The organism is Phaeodactylibacter xiamenensis, assembly GCF_965229835.1.
In the GTDB taxonomy this organism is placed as follows: Bacteria; Bacteroidota; Bacteroidia; order Chitinophagales; family Saprospiraceae; genus Phaeodactylibacter; species Phaeodactylibacter xiamenensis.
This window is the reverse complement of record NZ_OZ245931.1, coordinates 7,262,064-7,278,153: the sequence shown is the minus strand read 5'-3', so window position 1 is coordinate 7,278,153 and position 16,090 is coordinate 7,262,064. Positions and strand designations below refer to the sequence as shown.

Here is a 16,090-nt window from a genome sequence, read left to right as displayed (position 1 = left end):
TCAAACTGTATTTACATTTCAAATGTACGACAACCCCAAAATAATGTTGCTTACTACACTTAAAAAAAGTAAAAATACCCGATTTAGGGTATACACAATAGTGTTTCAAAAAAATAGCAAGTGGTTGGGCTGCCCTCCAGGGCTAAGGTTAAGGTTTCCGACTCCCCATAACTTGTCCGTATGGATGGATATTGGCGCTAAAGCTACGTCGGACGGAGAAGGACCAGCCTGCGTCACCCAAAGGGCACGGTCGCTTTGCGACCGCCTCCTGAAGACCAACCGACCGGCACTGCTCGCCCCCAAGCCAACGCCCCGGCAGACCAAGCCCCGAAGCCACCGCCTGGCCCCCGGCATTGCAGCGTTTAGGGAAAATCGCAGGCAGACGACGGCCACCCAGTGGCGCGGATACATTGTCTGAGCCAATACGCCCCACAACCTGAAAACCCGGTATCAAGCTATTCCCCACACCCCATTTTCCCACCCTGCACCAAGGCGAGTTTGTAGGCGCGAGTCGGCTGTCTGCGATTTTCCCGTTAAGAACGATAAGTCCCGGTATAACCGGGAATTTTTGTTTCCTCCGCCTGCCGTAGCCTTTGCGAAGGCAGGTTCATCCAGGAAAAGAAAATGCCAGATTTGCGCCAAGCCACCGCCCCGGCAGACCCAGCCCCGAAGACCAACCCTCGCTCCCAGGCATGAGACCGTCTACGGTCGGTCCAGGAAGCCATCGCCTGGCTCTCAACCTCAACCTCGCAGAGACCCCGCCAAAGACCAACCTCAACCTCCCCCAGGAAAAGCCCGGCACTGCCCCGCCAAGGTTGAGGCTAAGGTTAAGATTTCCGACTCCCCATAACTTGTCCGTATGGACCTGTCCGTATGGATGGATATTGGCGCTAAAGCTACGTCGGACGGAGAAGGACCAGACTCCGTCACCCAAAGCCACGGCCGCTTTGCGACCGCCTCCCCTTTGCCCCAGGCACAAAAAAAACTGCAGCTCAGGTCAAGCCCAAACTGCAGTTCCAACCTAAAAAATAAAATCTAACTTACTGCCGCACCACCTTCAGCACCTCCCGGTAGCCATCTCCGGTGACCACTTCCAGAAAGTACAAGCCCGCAGGCAAGGCGCCGGTATCCCAGCCCAGTTCCGTCTCCCCTGCGCTCAGAGGCTGCTGGGATAAGCGCTGCCCAAACTCATTGAGCAGCGTAGCCTGCCCTGCGGTAGGCAATGGCTTGCTGAACTGCAGGATGAACTGGCCCCGCACCGGGTTCGGCACTACACTTGCTTTGACCTCCTCAGGCGTTTCAGCCTCCCAGACTAACCCATTGGGCGCAGACAAATTCTGCACGCCCTGGCTCTGATAGTTCACGCTGCTAAAGACCGCAGAAGCATCGCCGTTGGGGTCGGTGGTAAAGACCGCCAGGCCCATTTCCACACAGTTGCCCATCGGTACATACGCCTGATGGAACAGGGTCCAGTTGCCGCCATTGCTGTTGCGGTAGAAGGCACGGATGTAATCCCCCTGACGGACCAAACGCAGCCATTTCGGGAAGGCCGCAAAAAGGGTGCCGCTGGTCCGGGGGCCGTTCGTCACCGTCCGGGTTTCACGGCGCAGCAGATTGGTCAGGTTTGAGTATACGGCTACCATCTTTGCGCCCGGCGCGCTGCTTTCGCGTATCATCAGACCGCCGTAGCCGCCGCTCACACTTTCAATGCGCGCCTGTATGCCGCCGTTGCCGCACAGGGGTACGGTGGCGAAAGCCAGATTATCTGAATTTTGCGGGATGAGGTTGTAGCCTCCGGTGCTGATGGTAAAATCGCCCTGGCCCGGGTTGTTACCAACGCAGGGGTCGTAGGTGTAATCACTGCCATTGCCCGGGTCTCCGATATCACTGGTAGTCCATTCAGCGGGCAGGCTGCTGCCTGCCTCCACGCTTACGGTAGCGGTGCAGTTATTGGTATTGCCGCTCGGGTCTTTCACCGTCACGGTTATATTGAAGGCCTGATCTGCGTCATCGCAAGTGAAGGTGGCAGGCAGGAAGCTTACCGAGCTGAGAGAACAATTATCGTTGCTGTTGGCCGGGTCGTAGACATCACTCTGCTGCAAATCGTACATGCCATCCGATTGTATCTCTACGGTGGTGTTGAGGCAGACCGCAGTTGGGGTGATGTTGTCTTCCACAGTAACCGTTGCTGCACAGGTGGATGGGTTGCCGTTGTTGTCGGTGACAGTCAGGGTGACGTTGTTTGCGCCGACTTCTGAGCAGTCAAAATCAGTTTGCGAAAGCGAGAGGGACTGTATCCCGCAGGCGTCGCAGGAGCCGCTGTCGACATCTTGAGCGGTAATGCTTCCGTTGCCGTCAGCGTCCAGTTGCACGGTGAGGTTCTGGCAAAGGGCGGTGGGCGCTACGTTGTCCTCAACAGTGGCGGTAGCGGTGCAGGTATTGACAATACCATTGACATCGGTCACGGTCAGGGTCACGGTATTCGCACCGACTTGTGCGCATCCGAAATCGGTTTGCGAAAGCGAGAGGGACTGTATCCCGCAGGCGTCGCTGGAGCCGCTGTCGATATCTTGAGCGGTAATGCTTCCGTTGCCGTCAGCGTCCAGTTGCACGGTGAGGTTCTGGCAAAGGGCGGTGGGCGCTACGTTGTCCTCGACGGTGACTGTCGCGGCACACTGGCCGCTTTCGTTATTGACATCAGTAATGGTATAGGTTACGGTATTCCCGCCCACATCGGCACAGTCAAAGCCCATAATGTCCAAACTCTCGGAAGCTAAGCCGCACTCGGCGGTACTGCTGCTGCCAATGCCTGCTGGAGTAATACTGGCGTTGCCTCCGGCATCGAGCTGCACGGTGATGTTTTCGCAGACAGCCATAGGCGGTGCGCAGCAGAAGCTGTTGGGGTCGGCTACAGTGACGCTGGCGGTACAGACGTCAGATAGTCCACTGGATTGTGAAGTCACGGTCAGGGTTACATTGTAGGTATTACCTACATCGTCACAGTCGAAATCCGTCATAGAGGCGGAGAAATCAACCGGTCCACAGATAGCAAAGGAACCACCGTCAAAAAAGGAAGCGGCTACGGAAGTGATTAGGGTATCGCTAATCAAATTGACTGTTGGGTCAGCGCACACAGCAGTTGGCGGATTGTTGTCCTCCACGGTCACGGTGGCAGTACAAGTGCTGGTGTTGCCATTCACATCGGTTACCGTCAGTGTTTCAGTATTGGGGCCCACTTCTGAGCAATCAAAACTGGTTTGGCTTAAGGAGAGGCTGAGGATGCCACAAGCATCTCCGGATCCATTGTTCACTGCCGCTGCGGTGGCAGAGCCATTGCCGTTGGCATCGAGCTGTACGGTGAGGTTTTGGCAAAGAGCAGTGGGTGCTACGTTGTCTTCGACGGTGATAGTGGCGTCGCAGGTACTGAAGTTGCCGTTTACATCAGTGACAGTCAGCGTGGATATATTATTCTCCCCCACATCACTACAGGTAAAAGCCGTTGCTGTTGCACTAAGGCTGGCGATACCGCCTGGTACGGGCTGGGATGAGCAGTTATTAGCAGTAGAGCCGCCGTTGATATCTGAGCCCAGGATAGAGGCGTTACCGGTTGCGTTGAGCTGAACGGTGAGGTTTTGGCAAAGAGCGGTGGGCGGCGTATTATCCAATACCCTGATCTTGATACTGCAGGTGTCCAGGTTGCCGGTTGCGTCCAGTGCCGTCCAGCGCAGTTGGGTGGTACCCACCGGGAAGGCCGCACCGGCCAGCGTACCAGCGTTATTGAAGTTGTTCGTCAGGCTCGCTACCCCACAATTGTCGGTGGCGGTTGCATCGAACTCTGTGCCCTGGGCAGTGTAAGAACACGCCCCGGGGTCGTTGTTTCGATCGGTAAGCACTATTGGTGACGCTACGCAGGTAACGGTCGGGGCATCGCCATCCCGAACGGTGACATTGGCCGTGCAGAGCGCGAAATTTCCGGTATTGTCCGAAACGATCAATTCGATAGGAAATGTCTCCCCTACATCATCGCAGTCAAAGACAGTGGTATTAATCCCGAAACCCGCGACACCACAGTTATCAGTGGAGCCGCCGTCGAGTTCATTTGGGTCGAGGTTATATAACCCAGATGTATTCAGATTAACCGTTATATCCTGGCAGACTGCCATGGGAGCGAGCGTATCCAGGATCGTATAGACTACGGTACACTGGTCAAAATTCCCTGAAGCATCGGACTGAGAAATATTTTGTGTGAAGGTACTGACGCAGCCTGACGGAGCATTACTAACACCTGCCGTTCTATCAAACACGCAGTTATCCGTTCTTGTAATAATGCCCCCATTACTCAAGGGGTTAAAATTAACACTTCCTGTTTGATCAAGGTATACAGTAAGGTCCTGACACACGAGGGTGGGCGCTTCGGTATCATTCACCGTAACATTCAGCGTACAGGTAACGGTATTATCAGAGGCGTCGGTAGCGGTAGCGGTGACAGTAGTAGTCCCCACATCAAAAGCAGTACCTGAAGCCGGAGCATATTCAAAGCTGACGCCCGGGCAATCATCAGAAACGTTGGGGTTGGGGATGTTGACCACCGCGCCACACTGTCCGGGGTCGTTATCCACGGTGATGTCCGCCGGGCAGGTAATGACGGGGTCTTCGGTATCGTTGCAGCCAGTCGTCAAATCGCTTTGGACATCTCCGGTAAGCACGAAGCCTGAAGCCGTACAGTCCATGCCAAAGAAGTCACTTTGCCAGGTGCCCAGATTTAAACTAGGCGGATTGGGAACAGAGGCGGAGGTATTGTAGACGTAGGTGCAGCAAAACGTAAAGCCGCCCATGCCATCGCCGCTGTAGAGGTTGATCTCCCAACGGTTCTGTCCGCTATCCCACTCCGCTCTGACAATATTGCCATCGTCAAATTCGAAAATATTCCGGTTGTTGCCATCATCGCCGGCGGGCTGTAAGGTCGTGCTGGCAATGCCACAGGTAGCAGAGGCAAAGGTGATTTGTGCATTTAGCACATAAGAGGTACAAAATAGCAGGCCAATAAACAGGCTTACTTTTTTAAAAAAAGATATCAACCTTCTTTTTTTCATAATCAGTATTGGATTTTAGGCAGGCACGGATGTCCCGTGCTCCATGAGTTGAAATAATAAACAAGAGCTAAAAACAATGCCTTGTACAGCTGTACAAAAGCCAGTACAGAATTTTAGAGGGAGGACAAAATGCCTCAGGATAGGTAGATTACAGAACAAGGGCAGTTCCTGAAGAGTAGCCAAAGGTAACAAATTAATAGTGTAAACTCAGGGGGTTTTCAACCTCTGCGGCAAATGATCCCCGCCTCCTGCTGAACCCGCAAAATTTCGCGGTCGCGCAGCTCCTCATTCGGCAGCACATAGCAGCGGCGCATGTGATCGGCGTGAGCCGGGGTCAGGCCTTGCAGGGAGGTGAGCTGATTGCCCGAGGCGTAAAGGGTTTCCAGCCTGGTAAGCTTGTGGATGGGCTTTAGGTCGCGGAGCTGATTGTGCTGCACGTAGAGCTCCTTCAGGTGGACGAGGGGTTCAATGCCATGCAGCGACTCGATTTGGTTCTCATTGAGGAATAGGTGCTCCAGTTTGGTGAAGTGGCGCAACGAGCGGACTTCCCTGAGTTTCATATGGGTGATAGACAGGTACTTGAGGTTATACAGGGGCAACAGGCCCGACAGGTTGGTCAGGGGCGTGCTCACATTGGAATTGAATGCCGTGGGGCCAGCCAGGCGTAGGGTATCCACACCGATGAGGAGCATCATCAATGGATCATCGGCAGGAGGGGCAAGGGTTGGGCCTGCACCAAAGACCGCTTCATTGTAGGCCATTTTCCATTGCATTTCCAGGTCATTCCACCACTTACGGGCACGCAGGAGCTCCTCGGGGGCTGTTTTGACGATAATTTGCATAAAATCAGGGATTAGATGGGGACGGCTGTTCCGCAAAGCAGATACCGCACGCCCCCGGAAAATTTTTAATCTGGTTTAACTGCGGGAAGGAAAAATGCCTACCAGAGCAATACAGTTGTGCATAGCAAGGTAGGGCATACGGTTTTCGTGCGCCTGTCCGCCTCCGCTATTGCTGATCGCGCTACCGGCCAGCTGAGCATTGCCAGAAGTCCCGTTAAAGATGGTATCTGCTCCGGTTGTTTTACCGATCAGGGCATTGGTCCCTGCGGGAGAGACACCGGAGTCTCCCAGTGCAAAGCCATGGTTATGGCTGGGCATCTCTGCAGTGGTTAGGGTTACGGTCTCGGCGCCGCCTCGAGTCCCAAGGCGGTAGTCGGAAAGCCCTGGCCCACGCCCTGGCCCGATGATGACGCGCCCCCGGAGATCAGGCAGGGCAAAAGTAGTCCGGCCATCGCCTCCGTAGATCGTTCCCAAAAGAGAGAAAAGTGCCGTGTTCTGGCTGATTGGCATCAACTGCCCTTCGCAAAAGGCCCAGCCGCGTGGGGCGAAGTTGAATCCAAAGGTGGTAATCTGACCAATAAATGGGTCCATCGTCTAAAGTTTAAATAGTAATTGAATAATTGATGTTTCTTTAGACTCTATTTGAACCCTGTCAAAAAGGTTACCCTGCTATTCTAAAAAAGCGCCAGGCCAACGCTAAACGTGTACCCCAGCAGCCCAACCGACCTCGCAGAGCGTCGAATATTACTCACCCCAAACCCCTTCCAGGTTTCCGACCTCGTAGAGCGTCGCACACCGCCCACCAGCAAGTTAGGGCACACTCCCCAAAGCAGCCAACGCTCAAAGTATACCCCCCGCAGCCCAACCGACCTCGCAGAGCGTCGAATATTAGTCACCCCAAACCGCTTCCGGGTTTCCGACCTCGTAGAGCGTCGCACACCGCCCACCCCAAAGTTAGGGCATACTACCAAGCCAGGCCTACGCTCAAAGTATACCCTAACCGCCCAGCCCATTCGACCTCGTAGAGCGTCGAATATTACTCACCCCAAACCCCTTCCAGGTTTCCGACCTCGTAGAGCGTCGCACACCGCCCACCCGCAAGTTAGGGCACACTCCCCAAAGCAGCCAACGCTCAAAGTATACCCCAGCAGCCCAACCGACCTCGCAGAGCGTCGAATATTACTCACCCCAAACCCCTTCCAGGTTTCCGACCTCGTAGAGTGTCGCACACCGCCCACCCCAAAGTTAGGGCATACTACCAAGCCAGGCCTACGCTCAAAGTATACCCTAACAGCACTGCCCAATCGACCTCGCAGAGCGTCGAATATTACTCACCCCAAACCCCTTCCAGGTTTCCGACCTCGTAGAGCGTCGCACACCGCCCACCCAAAAGTTAGGGCATACGCCCCGGAGCAGCCTACGCTCAAAGTACACCTCAACAGCCCATTCGACCTCGTAGAGCGTCGAATATTAGTCACCCCACTCCTATTCCAGGTTTCCTACCTCGTAGAGCGTCGCACACCGACCACCCCAAAGTTAGGGCATACGCCCCGGAGCAGCCTACGCTCAAAGTACACCTCAACAGCCCATTCGACCTCGCAGAGCGTCGAATATTACTCACCCCAAACCCCTTCCAGGTTTCCGACCTCGTAGAGCGTCGCACACCGCCCACCCCAAAGTTAGGGCATACTCCCCGGAGCAGCCTACGCTCAAAGTACACCTCAACAGCCCATTCGACCTCGTAGAGCGTCGAATATTACTCACCCCAAACCCCTTCCAGGTTTCCGACCTCGTAGAGCGTCGCACACCGCCCACCCCAAAGTTAGGGCATACGCCCAAGCCAGGCCTACGCTCAAAGTATACCCTAACGGCACTGCCCTCCCCGCCCGCCGAAGCCCTAGGCGAAGGCTGGTAACCCAAGACTGCACCTACAGCACTGCTCGCCCCTTTTACCCTCCTTCGTATCTACTTCAGCGGGCAGAGCATTCCCGAAGGCCCGTATGGGTTACATTGCGCTGTTTTGCAGTTCCAAAGCGCACCAGAGCAAATTCCTCACTCCACCACCACCTCCCGGCTCCACTTCTCCCAATCCTCCAGGTAGTAATCCAGCAACGCAGGCTGGTCCAGGCGGTTGGGCTCCAGACCGGAAGGGCGGGCGGAATCGTCGGGGAAATGAAGCATGGCCTCCACGACCTCCCCGTCCAGATAGCGCACGGGCAGGTTAGTGCGGAAGGGCGTAATGGCAAGCGGCTGCGCCCCGGCCAGCACAAAGCCCCAGTCGCCAAAGGAGGGGACGTAGGTATGATAGGGCAGTACGTGCCGGAAGCCGGTCGCCTTTAGGGTCTCCACAATACACCAGAAGGCATCGCGGGTGTGAAAGGGGCTTGTGGCCTGCGTGGCTAACACCCCATTTGCCGTAAGGCGGTTGCGGGCCATACCGAAAAACCAGGTGCTGTAAAGGCGGGCCACGGCTTCGTTGGAGGGGTCAGGCAAATCTACAAGGATAAGATCGTAGTAGTTTTCGGTTTCTGCCAGGAACTGACTGGCGTCCTGGGCTATGGTCTGCACCTTTGGATGGTCCAGCACGCCTTCGTTAAGGTCTCGGATGTAAGGTTGCTCCCGCCCGAGGCGGAAGACGGCCGGGTCCAGATCGACAATGGTCACCTGTTTTACGCCGGGATGCTTGAGCACCTCCCGCGCCAGCAGCCCTTCTCCCCCACCTAAAATGAGAACCTGCTCCTGATAAGGGGCGGCTTCCAGAGGGATGATGCCCAGGACCTCGTGGTAACGGTACTCGTCAGTGGAAGAAAATTGGATGACCCGGTTGATGTACAGGCGGACGTCCGACCGGTTTTTGGTCACCGTCAACTGTTGGTAGGGCGTGCGCTCGCTGTACACGATACGGTGCGGGTAGGAACGGCTGTCCCAGTCTTCCAGCAGGGGTTGTGCCTGGTAAAGCAGGATACCGAAAACCAGGCTGATGCCTAAGGTGACACCAAACATCCCACGGACCAGCGACCGCGGTAACCGGCCCGCAAAATAGAGCAGGATGAAAACCCCCAGACTTATATTGACCAGCCCAAAAAACACCGAGCTCCGGAATAGCCCAAAAAACGGCAGGAGCAAAAACGGAAACAGCAGCGTCGCCAGCAAGGCTCCGAAGTAATCCAGCGACATCACATTAGCCAGGTTCTCCCGCAGCGGGTAGTACTTTTTCATAATGCGCGCCAGCAGGGGAATTTCAAAGCCGGTGAGCACCCCGATGACTACAGTTAATCCCAACACCAGCCCCTGATAGGCCTCCGGTGAAACCCGGGTAAAGAAAAAATACAGCAGCGGCACGCTCGCCCCGCCTACCAGCCCCAGCAGGCCCTCCACGCCGATAAACCAGGCGGCCAGGCGCTCTTCCGGAAACCATTGGCTCAGGTAAGAACCCAATCCCATGGCAGCCATATAAAACCCGATGGTGAGCGAAAACTGCGTGATACTGTCGCCCAAAAAATAGGAAGAAGTGGTGCTGATCAACAGTTCGTAAATGATAGAGCACAGCCCGGCAATGAAAATGGCAATCCCCAGGACGGTTTTCTCAGCGCGATTTTTTTGGAAGGGCATGGACTTTTCTCTACTTTTAACGATACAATCATTTACAGCGTGCTAAGATACAGGCTCTGTATAAAAGCAATGCCCTATTTTGTAACCCTATACCTGAAAATATGAGAAAACATACTACTGCCTTTGCCAGTGCCCTGATGTTAGCGCTTATCCTTTCCGGATGCGGCGGCGCTCAGCGCGTTGATCAGGACGCCGGTATTGTGACCACCGTGCGGGAGGTCAGCGAAGGCGAATTCAAGATCGAGGACGAACAAATGGTGGAAAGCAAAAGCGCCAGCGCCATCATCGCCAAATACGCCGACAATACCACAGACACCATTCCGCTGAGTGAAATGCAGCAAATGATGAACGACAGTACCTTGGCGCAGGCGGCACAGGATACCACACATCACCGTCACCATCATTACCGGCGGCATAGTTCCATGTTCAGCATCGTCTCCTACGGCATGATGGGCTATATGCTGGGCCGGAGCCGGAGCAGCTTCCGCCCCCGCCCCAGTGCGTATGTCAACCAGTCCACTTATCAGCGGGTGAGCAGCACCACTGGCACCCGCTTCCGCAATGCGACTTCCCGCACCACTTCTTCCCGCCCTTCCAAAGGGAAGTCTGGCTACGGAGGTTCCCGCTCAACCCGTTCGTCCGGTGGATAGGCGCCTGACCGAAACAGGGCGGCTCAGCCCGAAGCAGCTGCGCAAACGAGGCCTGGAGTGGTTTATCGAAGGGGACAACCACGACTACTTCGCTCCGGAGCTGCTCCGGTTAGCTGATAACGAGATCGCTGCCTTCAGCCAACCGGCCGGTGAGCTGTACGAACGCCTGTTGCTCGCCATCCGGAAAGTTGGCGAGCGCGAGCTATGGGAAGCTGCCGGTATCCCTGCGAATGCCGTGGAAGCCGTCGACTACTCCCTGAGGCGCGAATGGGGCAATCACCTGGTCGGCCGCTTTGACTTCGCAGGCGGGCTGGACGACGTGCCCCTGAAAATGCTGGAATTCAACGGGGATACCCTCTCACTTATGCCCGAAACCCTCAGCGTGCAGCCGATGATGCTGGAGTTGCTCCCGAGGCGCGAACGCAAAAATGCACGGCAATGGAACCACCTGCGTACCGGACTGGTGAAGGGGCTGCAAAAAATCCTGCAGCGCTATCCTAACCGGCCCGCCAACCTGCTGCTTATCGGGCTGGGGCACGAAGAAGACTGGCTCAACCTCGATGTCATTGAAATGGCGGCAAAGCAAGCGGGATTTGAAGAGGTCCACCGCGCACCAATGGAGGAAGTCATTTTCTCAGAAGAAGAGGGCATCTTCCTGGAAGTCGAGCCCGACGAATACCTCCGCTACGATTTTGTATTTAAAATGGCGCCCTGGGAGTTTATTGCCTACGAGGAGCCGGAGCTGATGGGCCTGCTTACGCAAATCATTAAGCGCGACCTGTGCGTCATTCTCAATCCGGCTTACAGTATGCTGCTGCAGTCCAAAGCCCTGCTGCCGCTGCTGGAGGAATTAGGCGGATTGCACCCGGCTATGCTAAAGGCGAGCCGGAGCGTGGCGGATTTCCCGGACCACCGCTATGCGGAAAAGCCCATCTACGGCCGGACTGGTGACAACGTGCGCCTGTTTGATGGCAGCCCGCAGTCCATTGCGGAAAACGATGGCGACTATGGCGACCTGCCACGCATTTATCAGCAACTTGCTCCGTTTAATGTAGACAGTGATGGCGACCGCTATCAGCCCAGCGTTTACATTGCGGGCGGAGAAGCTTGTGCGCTTTGTTTCCGGCGGCAGGATGGCCTCATCGTTGATGATGATGCTGAATTTATCGGCCATTATATTTCGACCTGACTTCATCCGAAAAAAACCACCAAGCCTTATGACCCGGCCTATCCAACTTCCCGTTACTCAAGCTCTGGGCAGACACGTACTGCTCGAGCTCTACCAATGCCCGGCGGAGCTCCTCAAGGCGGAAGGTGAGCTGGAAGAGTTTCTGAAAGCCGCTGCAGAACTTATGGGAGCAACGGTGGTGACTTCCAATTTTCATCAATTCTCGCCCTACGGTATTTCCGGGGTCGTCATTATTCAGGAGAGCCACCTGACGCTCCACACCTGGCCGGAGCACCGGTACGCTGCGGTTGATATTTTCACCTGCGGGGAGATTGACCTGGAGGCAGGTATTGAATACCTTATTCAGGCTTTCCGGGCGGAAACGGCGGACTGGAAGCTGTACGAACGGGGGAAAGGGTTGTAAGACTGTGTTGGGATTTCACCCTTTGGGCTGCATTTGCCAAATTTTATCCTGCACTTCGTTGCTCTCCCGCCTGCCATAGTCTTGTACGGCGGGCAGGTCAGTCGCTTAGCTCAGGCTATGCTTCTTCATCGCGCCCCCGACGATGAATGTCGGGATCAAAGACTTGTTCAGAATAAAATTTGACTACATTCGCTCCAAAAGCGAATTCCCAACACAGTCTGAATCAATACCCCTCCCACTCTACCTTCCTTCCACGCTTGCTATTCTTCAGAATATCCGGTACGGCCTCCAAAATGGCTTTTTGCAGGAGGTCAACCAGCCGGCGCTTCATAAAACTGCGCCTCAGGACAATACTGACTTCCCGTACCGGTTGCGGATTGCGGAAGGTGCGGACGTGCTTGTTGTACAGTTCTTCGGATAGCTCCAGGGTGGCCAGTTCCGGCAGCAGGGTGTAGCCATACTGCCGCTCCACAATACGGCGGAGGGTCTCCAGGCTGCCACTCTCAAAGCGTAACCCCCGTTGCGTATGCTGTTCCTGCTGCTCACTGCAGATGTTGACGACCTGAGAGCGGAAACAGTGCCCCTCCTGCAGCAACCACATGTCCTCTATGTTGAGGTCCTCGAAATCAATCCGGTCCTTATCCGTCAGCGGATGGGAGGTGGACATGTACACCACAAAGGTCTCGTAAAACAGCGGAATTTCCGTGAAGCCATCGGAGCGGATGGGCGTGACCAGCAAGCCCACATCAAGTTGGTCGGCTTTGAGGCGGTCCATGATTTCGTGCGACAGCAACTCCTGAATATGAAGCTGAACATCTGGATAGGCCTGCATAAAGTGGGGCAGGAACATCGGCAGCAGATAAGGGCCAAGGGTCGGGATAACGCCCACCCTAAGCTCGCCTTTCACCATTTCCTGTTCCTCCCGGATTAATTCCGGTATGCGGCTCGTTTCCCGGATGATGGTCCGGGCCTGACTGACGATGCGCTGCCCGATGTCCGTAGTCAAAATGGGCTTCTTGGAGCGGTCGAAAAGCAGTACACCGAGGTCTTCCTCCAGTTTCTTCACCTGCATGCTGAGGGTTGGCTGCGTCACCCGGCAGGATTTGGCTGCTTTTGCAAAGCTCTTTTCATTGTCTACGGCGACGATGTACTCTAATTGGGTCAGTGTCATTATTTAAAGTTTCTTACGCCCGGTAATCCGGACGCCTCCGAGATTGCCCCCGGCGAATAGATCAGCAATCGTTTGATAAAAAGACAGGCGGTTCTCAAAAAGAGCCTCCCCGTAGAATGAACGGTGGGCTTCCTGATTGTCTTTGAATTCATCAAACCGCTTTTTGGTCCATTCCCGCCAAAGGGTGTCCATTTCTACGACTTCTAAATCTGTGAAGCCCGCCTGCTCCAATGCCTGAAGGTACACCTCCGTGTTACTGACAGATTGAGCGCTCACTGTTTCCTTTAGCTGCCGGGCTTCCCCGCTACTCAGGGGGTTACGGACTACAAAGTCCTCAATAAAAAACCGCCCGCCGGGTTTCAGGGCTTTGTGGCAATGCGCCAGCACCTTGGCCCGGTCCGGCACATGCAGGAAGACCAGGAGGGAAATGAAGTGGTCGAATGTTCCTTCCCAATCGTAATTCAGCAGATCGCCTGCCCGGAATTCCACCTTGTCTGAAAGCCCTGCCCTCCGGGTCAGCTCCGTAGACAAACGGCATAGCTCCGGTTGTAATTCCACACCCATTACGCGGCAGCCGCTGCAATCGGCCAGTACCCTGGCGGTACCCCCTACCCCGCTGCCGACATCGTAGACATAGTCGCTGTCTTCCAAACTCAATGCTTCCGCCACCTCATAACAAGCTTCAGCTCCAAGGTAGTGGTATTGGTCCAGGTGCCCGAGCCCGAGCAGATCGCTTAGCTGAAGTGGTCCATCCTCCAGGCCTTCCTCCTCCAGTTTTTTGTAGACGCTGTCCACCCGCCAGTTGTACATCACAGAGGACAGGTTTTCTTCCTCAAAGGTTACGAATGGGGCGCAAAGCTGACGGGGTGAGACCGGGTCTTCGATAATACCCAAGGCCTGCAGGTCGCCCTGTACTTTATCCAGTTCCGAGGCTGCAATCGCCGGGGCGCAGCTCCATGTGGTCTGACCATACCAATCGGCTACGTCTTCGGGCTGCAATTTAAAATGATCACTGATGAACCTCAGTTTTTCCGTCCGGTCCGTATGATCCAGTCGCTGCCGGATATCATGCATAAGCTCCAGCAGTTCGGGCTGATACTGTTCAATAATCTCCTCCCGGGCCACGAGTACAAAGCAGGGCCAGGGCGTCACGCATACGCCCGGGCGGCGCCATTCTCCGCTGTCCACAGTAGGCTTGGTGGTGTATTTTTCCCACATGAAGGCATCAATGCGGCCCTCCTGCATGGCTTGGCGGGCCCCTTCGAAATTACCGACCACCTCAAACTGCAGCGCGCTCGTATCCCAGTCCAGCTGCCGGGCGTTGACGTAAGCCATCAGGTGAGAACCGGAAGTGTACCGGCTGATGCCAAAGACTTTGCCCTCCAGGTCTTCCACCGACTGATAAGGGCTGCCAGCCGCAACATGTATGCCCCAGGTGAGTGGGCTGGACACGTAGGTCCCTATAATTTGGCTGGGGTTGCCCTTGTGCAGGTCAGCGACCGCGCCTTCCGTCAACAGAAGGGCAATATCCAATGCACCACTCCGCAGCCCTTCGCACATGGCACCGGTGCCGCCGGGCTGTACCACCCACTCAAATTTAGGATGATCCCCGCCCGCCATATACCACGGGTAATTGAAATGTTCCGGTACACCGCCTACTCTAAATCGCACTGCTGACATTAAACTGCTTTTTGATCATTTATTTACCTAACTAATAGGAAATCCCTTTCAAAGTTTAAGCTTCGTCTGGTAAGGGCTTCTCGAAAAATAAGTTTTTCAATTGGATTTTGCTTTGATGAGGAACAAAACCAACCATCGGGCGGGTTTTGGGCATTATCAAGGCAAAAGCTGCTAAGCTGTAAATTTAGAGTCTTTATCTTTATCCGTAAGGTTACAGGTAAAGATAGGACGGACCCCTAAGAAAGTAACAAATATCACATTCCTAAAATGCACCCATGAAGCAGTTGGAACAAACCTGGCGATGGTTTGGTGATCAGGACCCGGTAAGCCTTTCGGATATCAGGCAGGCCGGAGCAACCGGTATTGTGAGTGCCCTGCACCACATCCCGATTGGTGAAGTGTGGCCGGTGGAAGCCATTCGGGCCCATCAGGCAAAGATTGAGGCCGCCGGGCTGACCTGGTCGGTCGTGGAAAGCGTGCCCGTGCACGATGAGGTCAAGCGCAAAACCGGCGACTGGAAACGCTATACCGAAAACTACCAGCAAACCCTGCGCAACCTGGGGGCCTGTGGCATTCCGGTGGTGACCTACAACTTCATGCCGGTCCTCGACTGGACCCGTACCGACTTGCATTACAAAGTGGCAGATGGTTCCCGTGCCCTGCGCTACGATGCCACTGCGCTTGCCGCATTCGACCTCTTCCTGCTGGAGCGGCCTAAGGCAGTACAACATTACAACAGCAGACAGCTGCAGCGGGCCAGAGGCTACTTCGGGCAAATGAAAGCTACCGAAAAAGAGGAGCTGATCAATACCCTCATTGCCGGGCTCCCGGGCACAGATGAAGGCTATGATCTCGCAGCCCTGCGCCGTAAGGTCGCCCTGTATCAGGATATTAAGCCACAGGAATACCGGCAAAACCTGATTGACTTCCTGAGCGCCATTACACCAACAGCGGCTGAGGCGGGCGTTTTTCTGGCCATACATCCTGATGACCCACCCTTTCCCATCCTTGGCCTGCCCCGTATTGTGAGCACAGCGGAGGATGCAGCAGCGATTCTGGCGGGCGTAGACCACCCCAACAATGGGCTTTGCTTCTGCACCGGTTCCTATGGTGCCCGGGCAGATAATGACCTCCCGGCTATGATTGAGCAGTTTGGCCAACGCATCCACTTTTTCCACCTCCGGAATGTGCGGAGAGAGCAGGACGGCAGTTTCTACGAAGATGACCATCTTGCGGGAAGCACAAATATGTACGAAGTAATGAAAAAAATTGTCCGGCTGCAGCAAAGCCGGGAGCGCTCCATTCCGATGCGCCCGGACCACGGGCATCAGATGCTGGATGACCTCAGCAAAAAGGTCAACCCCGGCTATTCTGCCATCGGGCGCCTCAGGGGACTGGCCGAACTCCGGGGGCTGGAGTATGGATTATTGCAAACTTTAAACCATTAGCG

The 16,090-nt window shown here is 55.1% G+C and carries 11 protein-coding genes; 5 read left to right on the top strand and 6 right to left on the bottom strand.

Annotated features, from left to right (window positions below; all coding sequences use genetic code 11):
* The first annotated feature begins 172 nt into the window (after positions 1 to 172).
* Complete coding sequence (locus ACO08I_RS27955; protein ID WP_421947778.1) at positions 173 to 418, top strand: hypothetical protein; 246 nt, start codon at positions 173 to 175, stop codon at positions 416 to 418.
* 622 nt (positions 419 to 1,040) lie between these two features.
* Here the strand turns inward: ACO08I_RS27955 and ACO08I_RS27950 are convergent.
* From ACO08I_RS27950 to ACO08I_RS27935, 4 genes are all read right to left on the bottom strand, one after another.
* Complete coding sequence (locus tag ACO08I_RS27950; RefSeq protein WP_421947777.1) at positions 1,041 to 5,093, bottom strand: HYR domain-containing protein; 4,053 nt, start codon at positions 5,091 to 5,093, stop codon at positions 1,041 to 1,043.
* A 218-nt stretch (positions 5,094 to 5,311) separates the two neighbouring features.
* On the bottom strand, positions 5,312 to 5,935 hold the full coding sequence (locus tag ACO08I_RS27945; RefSeq protein WP_282775338.1) for a leucine-rich repeat domain-containing protein: 624 nt from the start codon (positions 5,933 to 5,935) through the stop codon (positions 5,312 to 5,314).
* 75 nt (positions 5,936 to 6,010) lie between these two features.
* Positions 6,011 to 6,526, bottom strand: coding sequence for a phage tail protein (locus tag ACO08I_RS27940; RefSeq protein WP_282775337.1), 516 nt, complete (start codon positions 6,524 to 6,526; stop codon positions 6,011 to 6,013).
* A 1,461-nt stretch (positions 6,527 to 7,987) separates the two neighbouring features.
* On the bottom strand, positions 7,988 to 9,547 hold the full coding sequence (locus ACO08I_RS27935; protein WP_421947776.1) for a polyamine aminopropyltransferase: 1,560 nt from the start codon (positions 9,545 to 9,547) through the stop codon (positions 7,988 to 7,990).
* Positions 9,548 to 9,648: 101 nt separating this feature from the next.
* Between ACO08I_RS27935 and ACO08I_RS27930 the strand changes: the two genes are divergently transcribed.
* The 3 genes from ACO08I_RS27930 to speD are packed head-to-tail and all read left to right on the top strand — an operon-like array spanning position 9,649 to position 11,789.
* A complete protein-coding gene (locus ACO08I_RS27930; protein ID WP_044224309.1) occupies positions 9,649 to 10,197 on the top strand; it encodes a hypothetical protein in 549 nt (182 codons plus the stop codon).
* Positions 10,190 to 11,386, top strand: a complete 1,197-nt coding sequence (locus ACO08I_RS27925; protein WP_282775334.1) for a glutathionylspermidine synthase family protein — start codon at positions 10,190 to 10,192, stop codon at positions 11,384 to 11,386. Before ACO08I_RS27930 ends, ACO08I_RS27925 begins: the two co-directional genes overlap by 8 nt.
* Before the next feature lie 28 nt (positions 11,387 to 11,414).
* Entirely contained in the window at positions 11,415 to 11,789 is a 375-nt protein-coding gene (gene speD, locus ACO08I_RS27920; RefSeq protein ID WP_282775333.1) for an adenosylmethionine decarboxylase, read from the top strand.
* Positions 11,790 to 12,012: 223 nt separating this feature from the next.
* Here the strand turns inward: speD and ACO08I_RS27915 are convergent, their stop codons facing one another.
* Both ACO08I_RS27915 and ACO08I_RS27910 read right to left on the bottom strand, forming a co-directional pair.
* A complete protein-coding gene (locus ACO08I_RS27915) occupies positions 12,013 to 12,960 on the bottom strand; it encodes a LysR substrate-binding domain-containing protein (protein ID WP_421947775.1) in 948 nt (315 codons plus the stop codon).
* A 3-nt stretch (positions 12,961 to 12,963) separates the two neighbouring features.
* Positions 12,964 to 14,640 (bottom strand): methyltransferase domain-containing protein, encoded by a 1,677-nt coding sequence (locus ACO08I_RS27910; RefSeq protein ID WP_421947774.1) that lies wholly within the window; start codon positions 14,638 to 14,640, stop codon positions 12,964 to 12,966.
* A 275-nt stretch (positions 14,641 to 14,915) separates the two neighbouring features.
* Here ACO08I_RS27910 and uxuA point away from each other — a divergent pair, with 275 nt between their 5' ends.
* Positions 14,916 to 16,088: a mannonate dehydratase gene (gene uxuA, locus ACO08I_RS27905; RefSeq protein WP_421947773.1), complete on the top strand. Its 1,173-nt coding sequence runs from the start codon at positions 14,916 to 14,918 to the stop codon at positions 16,086 to 16,088.
* The last annotated feature ends 2 nt before the right edge of the window (positions 16,089 to 16,090 follow it).

Bases quoted from the DNA above. Each gene is read 5' to 3' on its own strand.
- ACO08I_RS27950 (WP_421947777.1), bottom strand. From the start codon at position 5,093: ATGAAAAAAAGAAGGTTGATATCTTTTTTTAAAAAAGTAAGCCTGTTT.
- ACO08I_RS27945 (WP_282775338.1), bottom strand. From the start codon at position 5,935: ATGCAAATTATCGTCAAAACAGCCCCCGAGGAGCTCCTGCGTGCCCGT.
- ACO08I_RS27940 (WP_282775337.1), bottom strand. From the start codon at position 6,526: ATGGACCCATTTATTGGTCAGATTACCACCTTTGGATTCAACTTCGCC.
- ACO08I_RS27935 (WP_421947776.1), bottom strand. From the start codon at position 9,547: ATGCCCTTCCAAAAAAATCGCGCTGAGAAAACCGTCCTGGGGATTGCC.
- ACO08I_RS27930 (WP_044224309.1), top strand. From the start codon at position 9,649: ATGAGAAAACATACTACTGCCTTTGCCAGTGCCCTGATGTTAGCGCTT.
- speD (WP_282775333.1), top strand. From the start codon at position 11,415: ATGACCCGGCCTATCCAACTTCCCGTTACTCAAGCTCTGGGCAGACAC.
- ACO08I_RS27915 (WP_421947775.1), bottom strand. From the start codon at position 12,960: ATGACACTGACCCAATTAGAGTACATCGTCGCCGTAGACAATGAAAAG.
- ACO08I_RS27910 (WP_421947774.1), bottom strand. From the start codon at position 14,640: ATGTCAGCAGTGCGATTTAGAGTAGGCGGTGTACCGGAACATTTCAAT.
- uxuA (WP_421947773.1), top strand. From the start codon at position 14,916: ATGAAGCAGTTGGAACAAACCTGGCGATGGTTTGGTGATCAGGACCCG.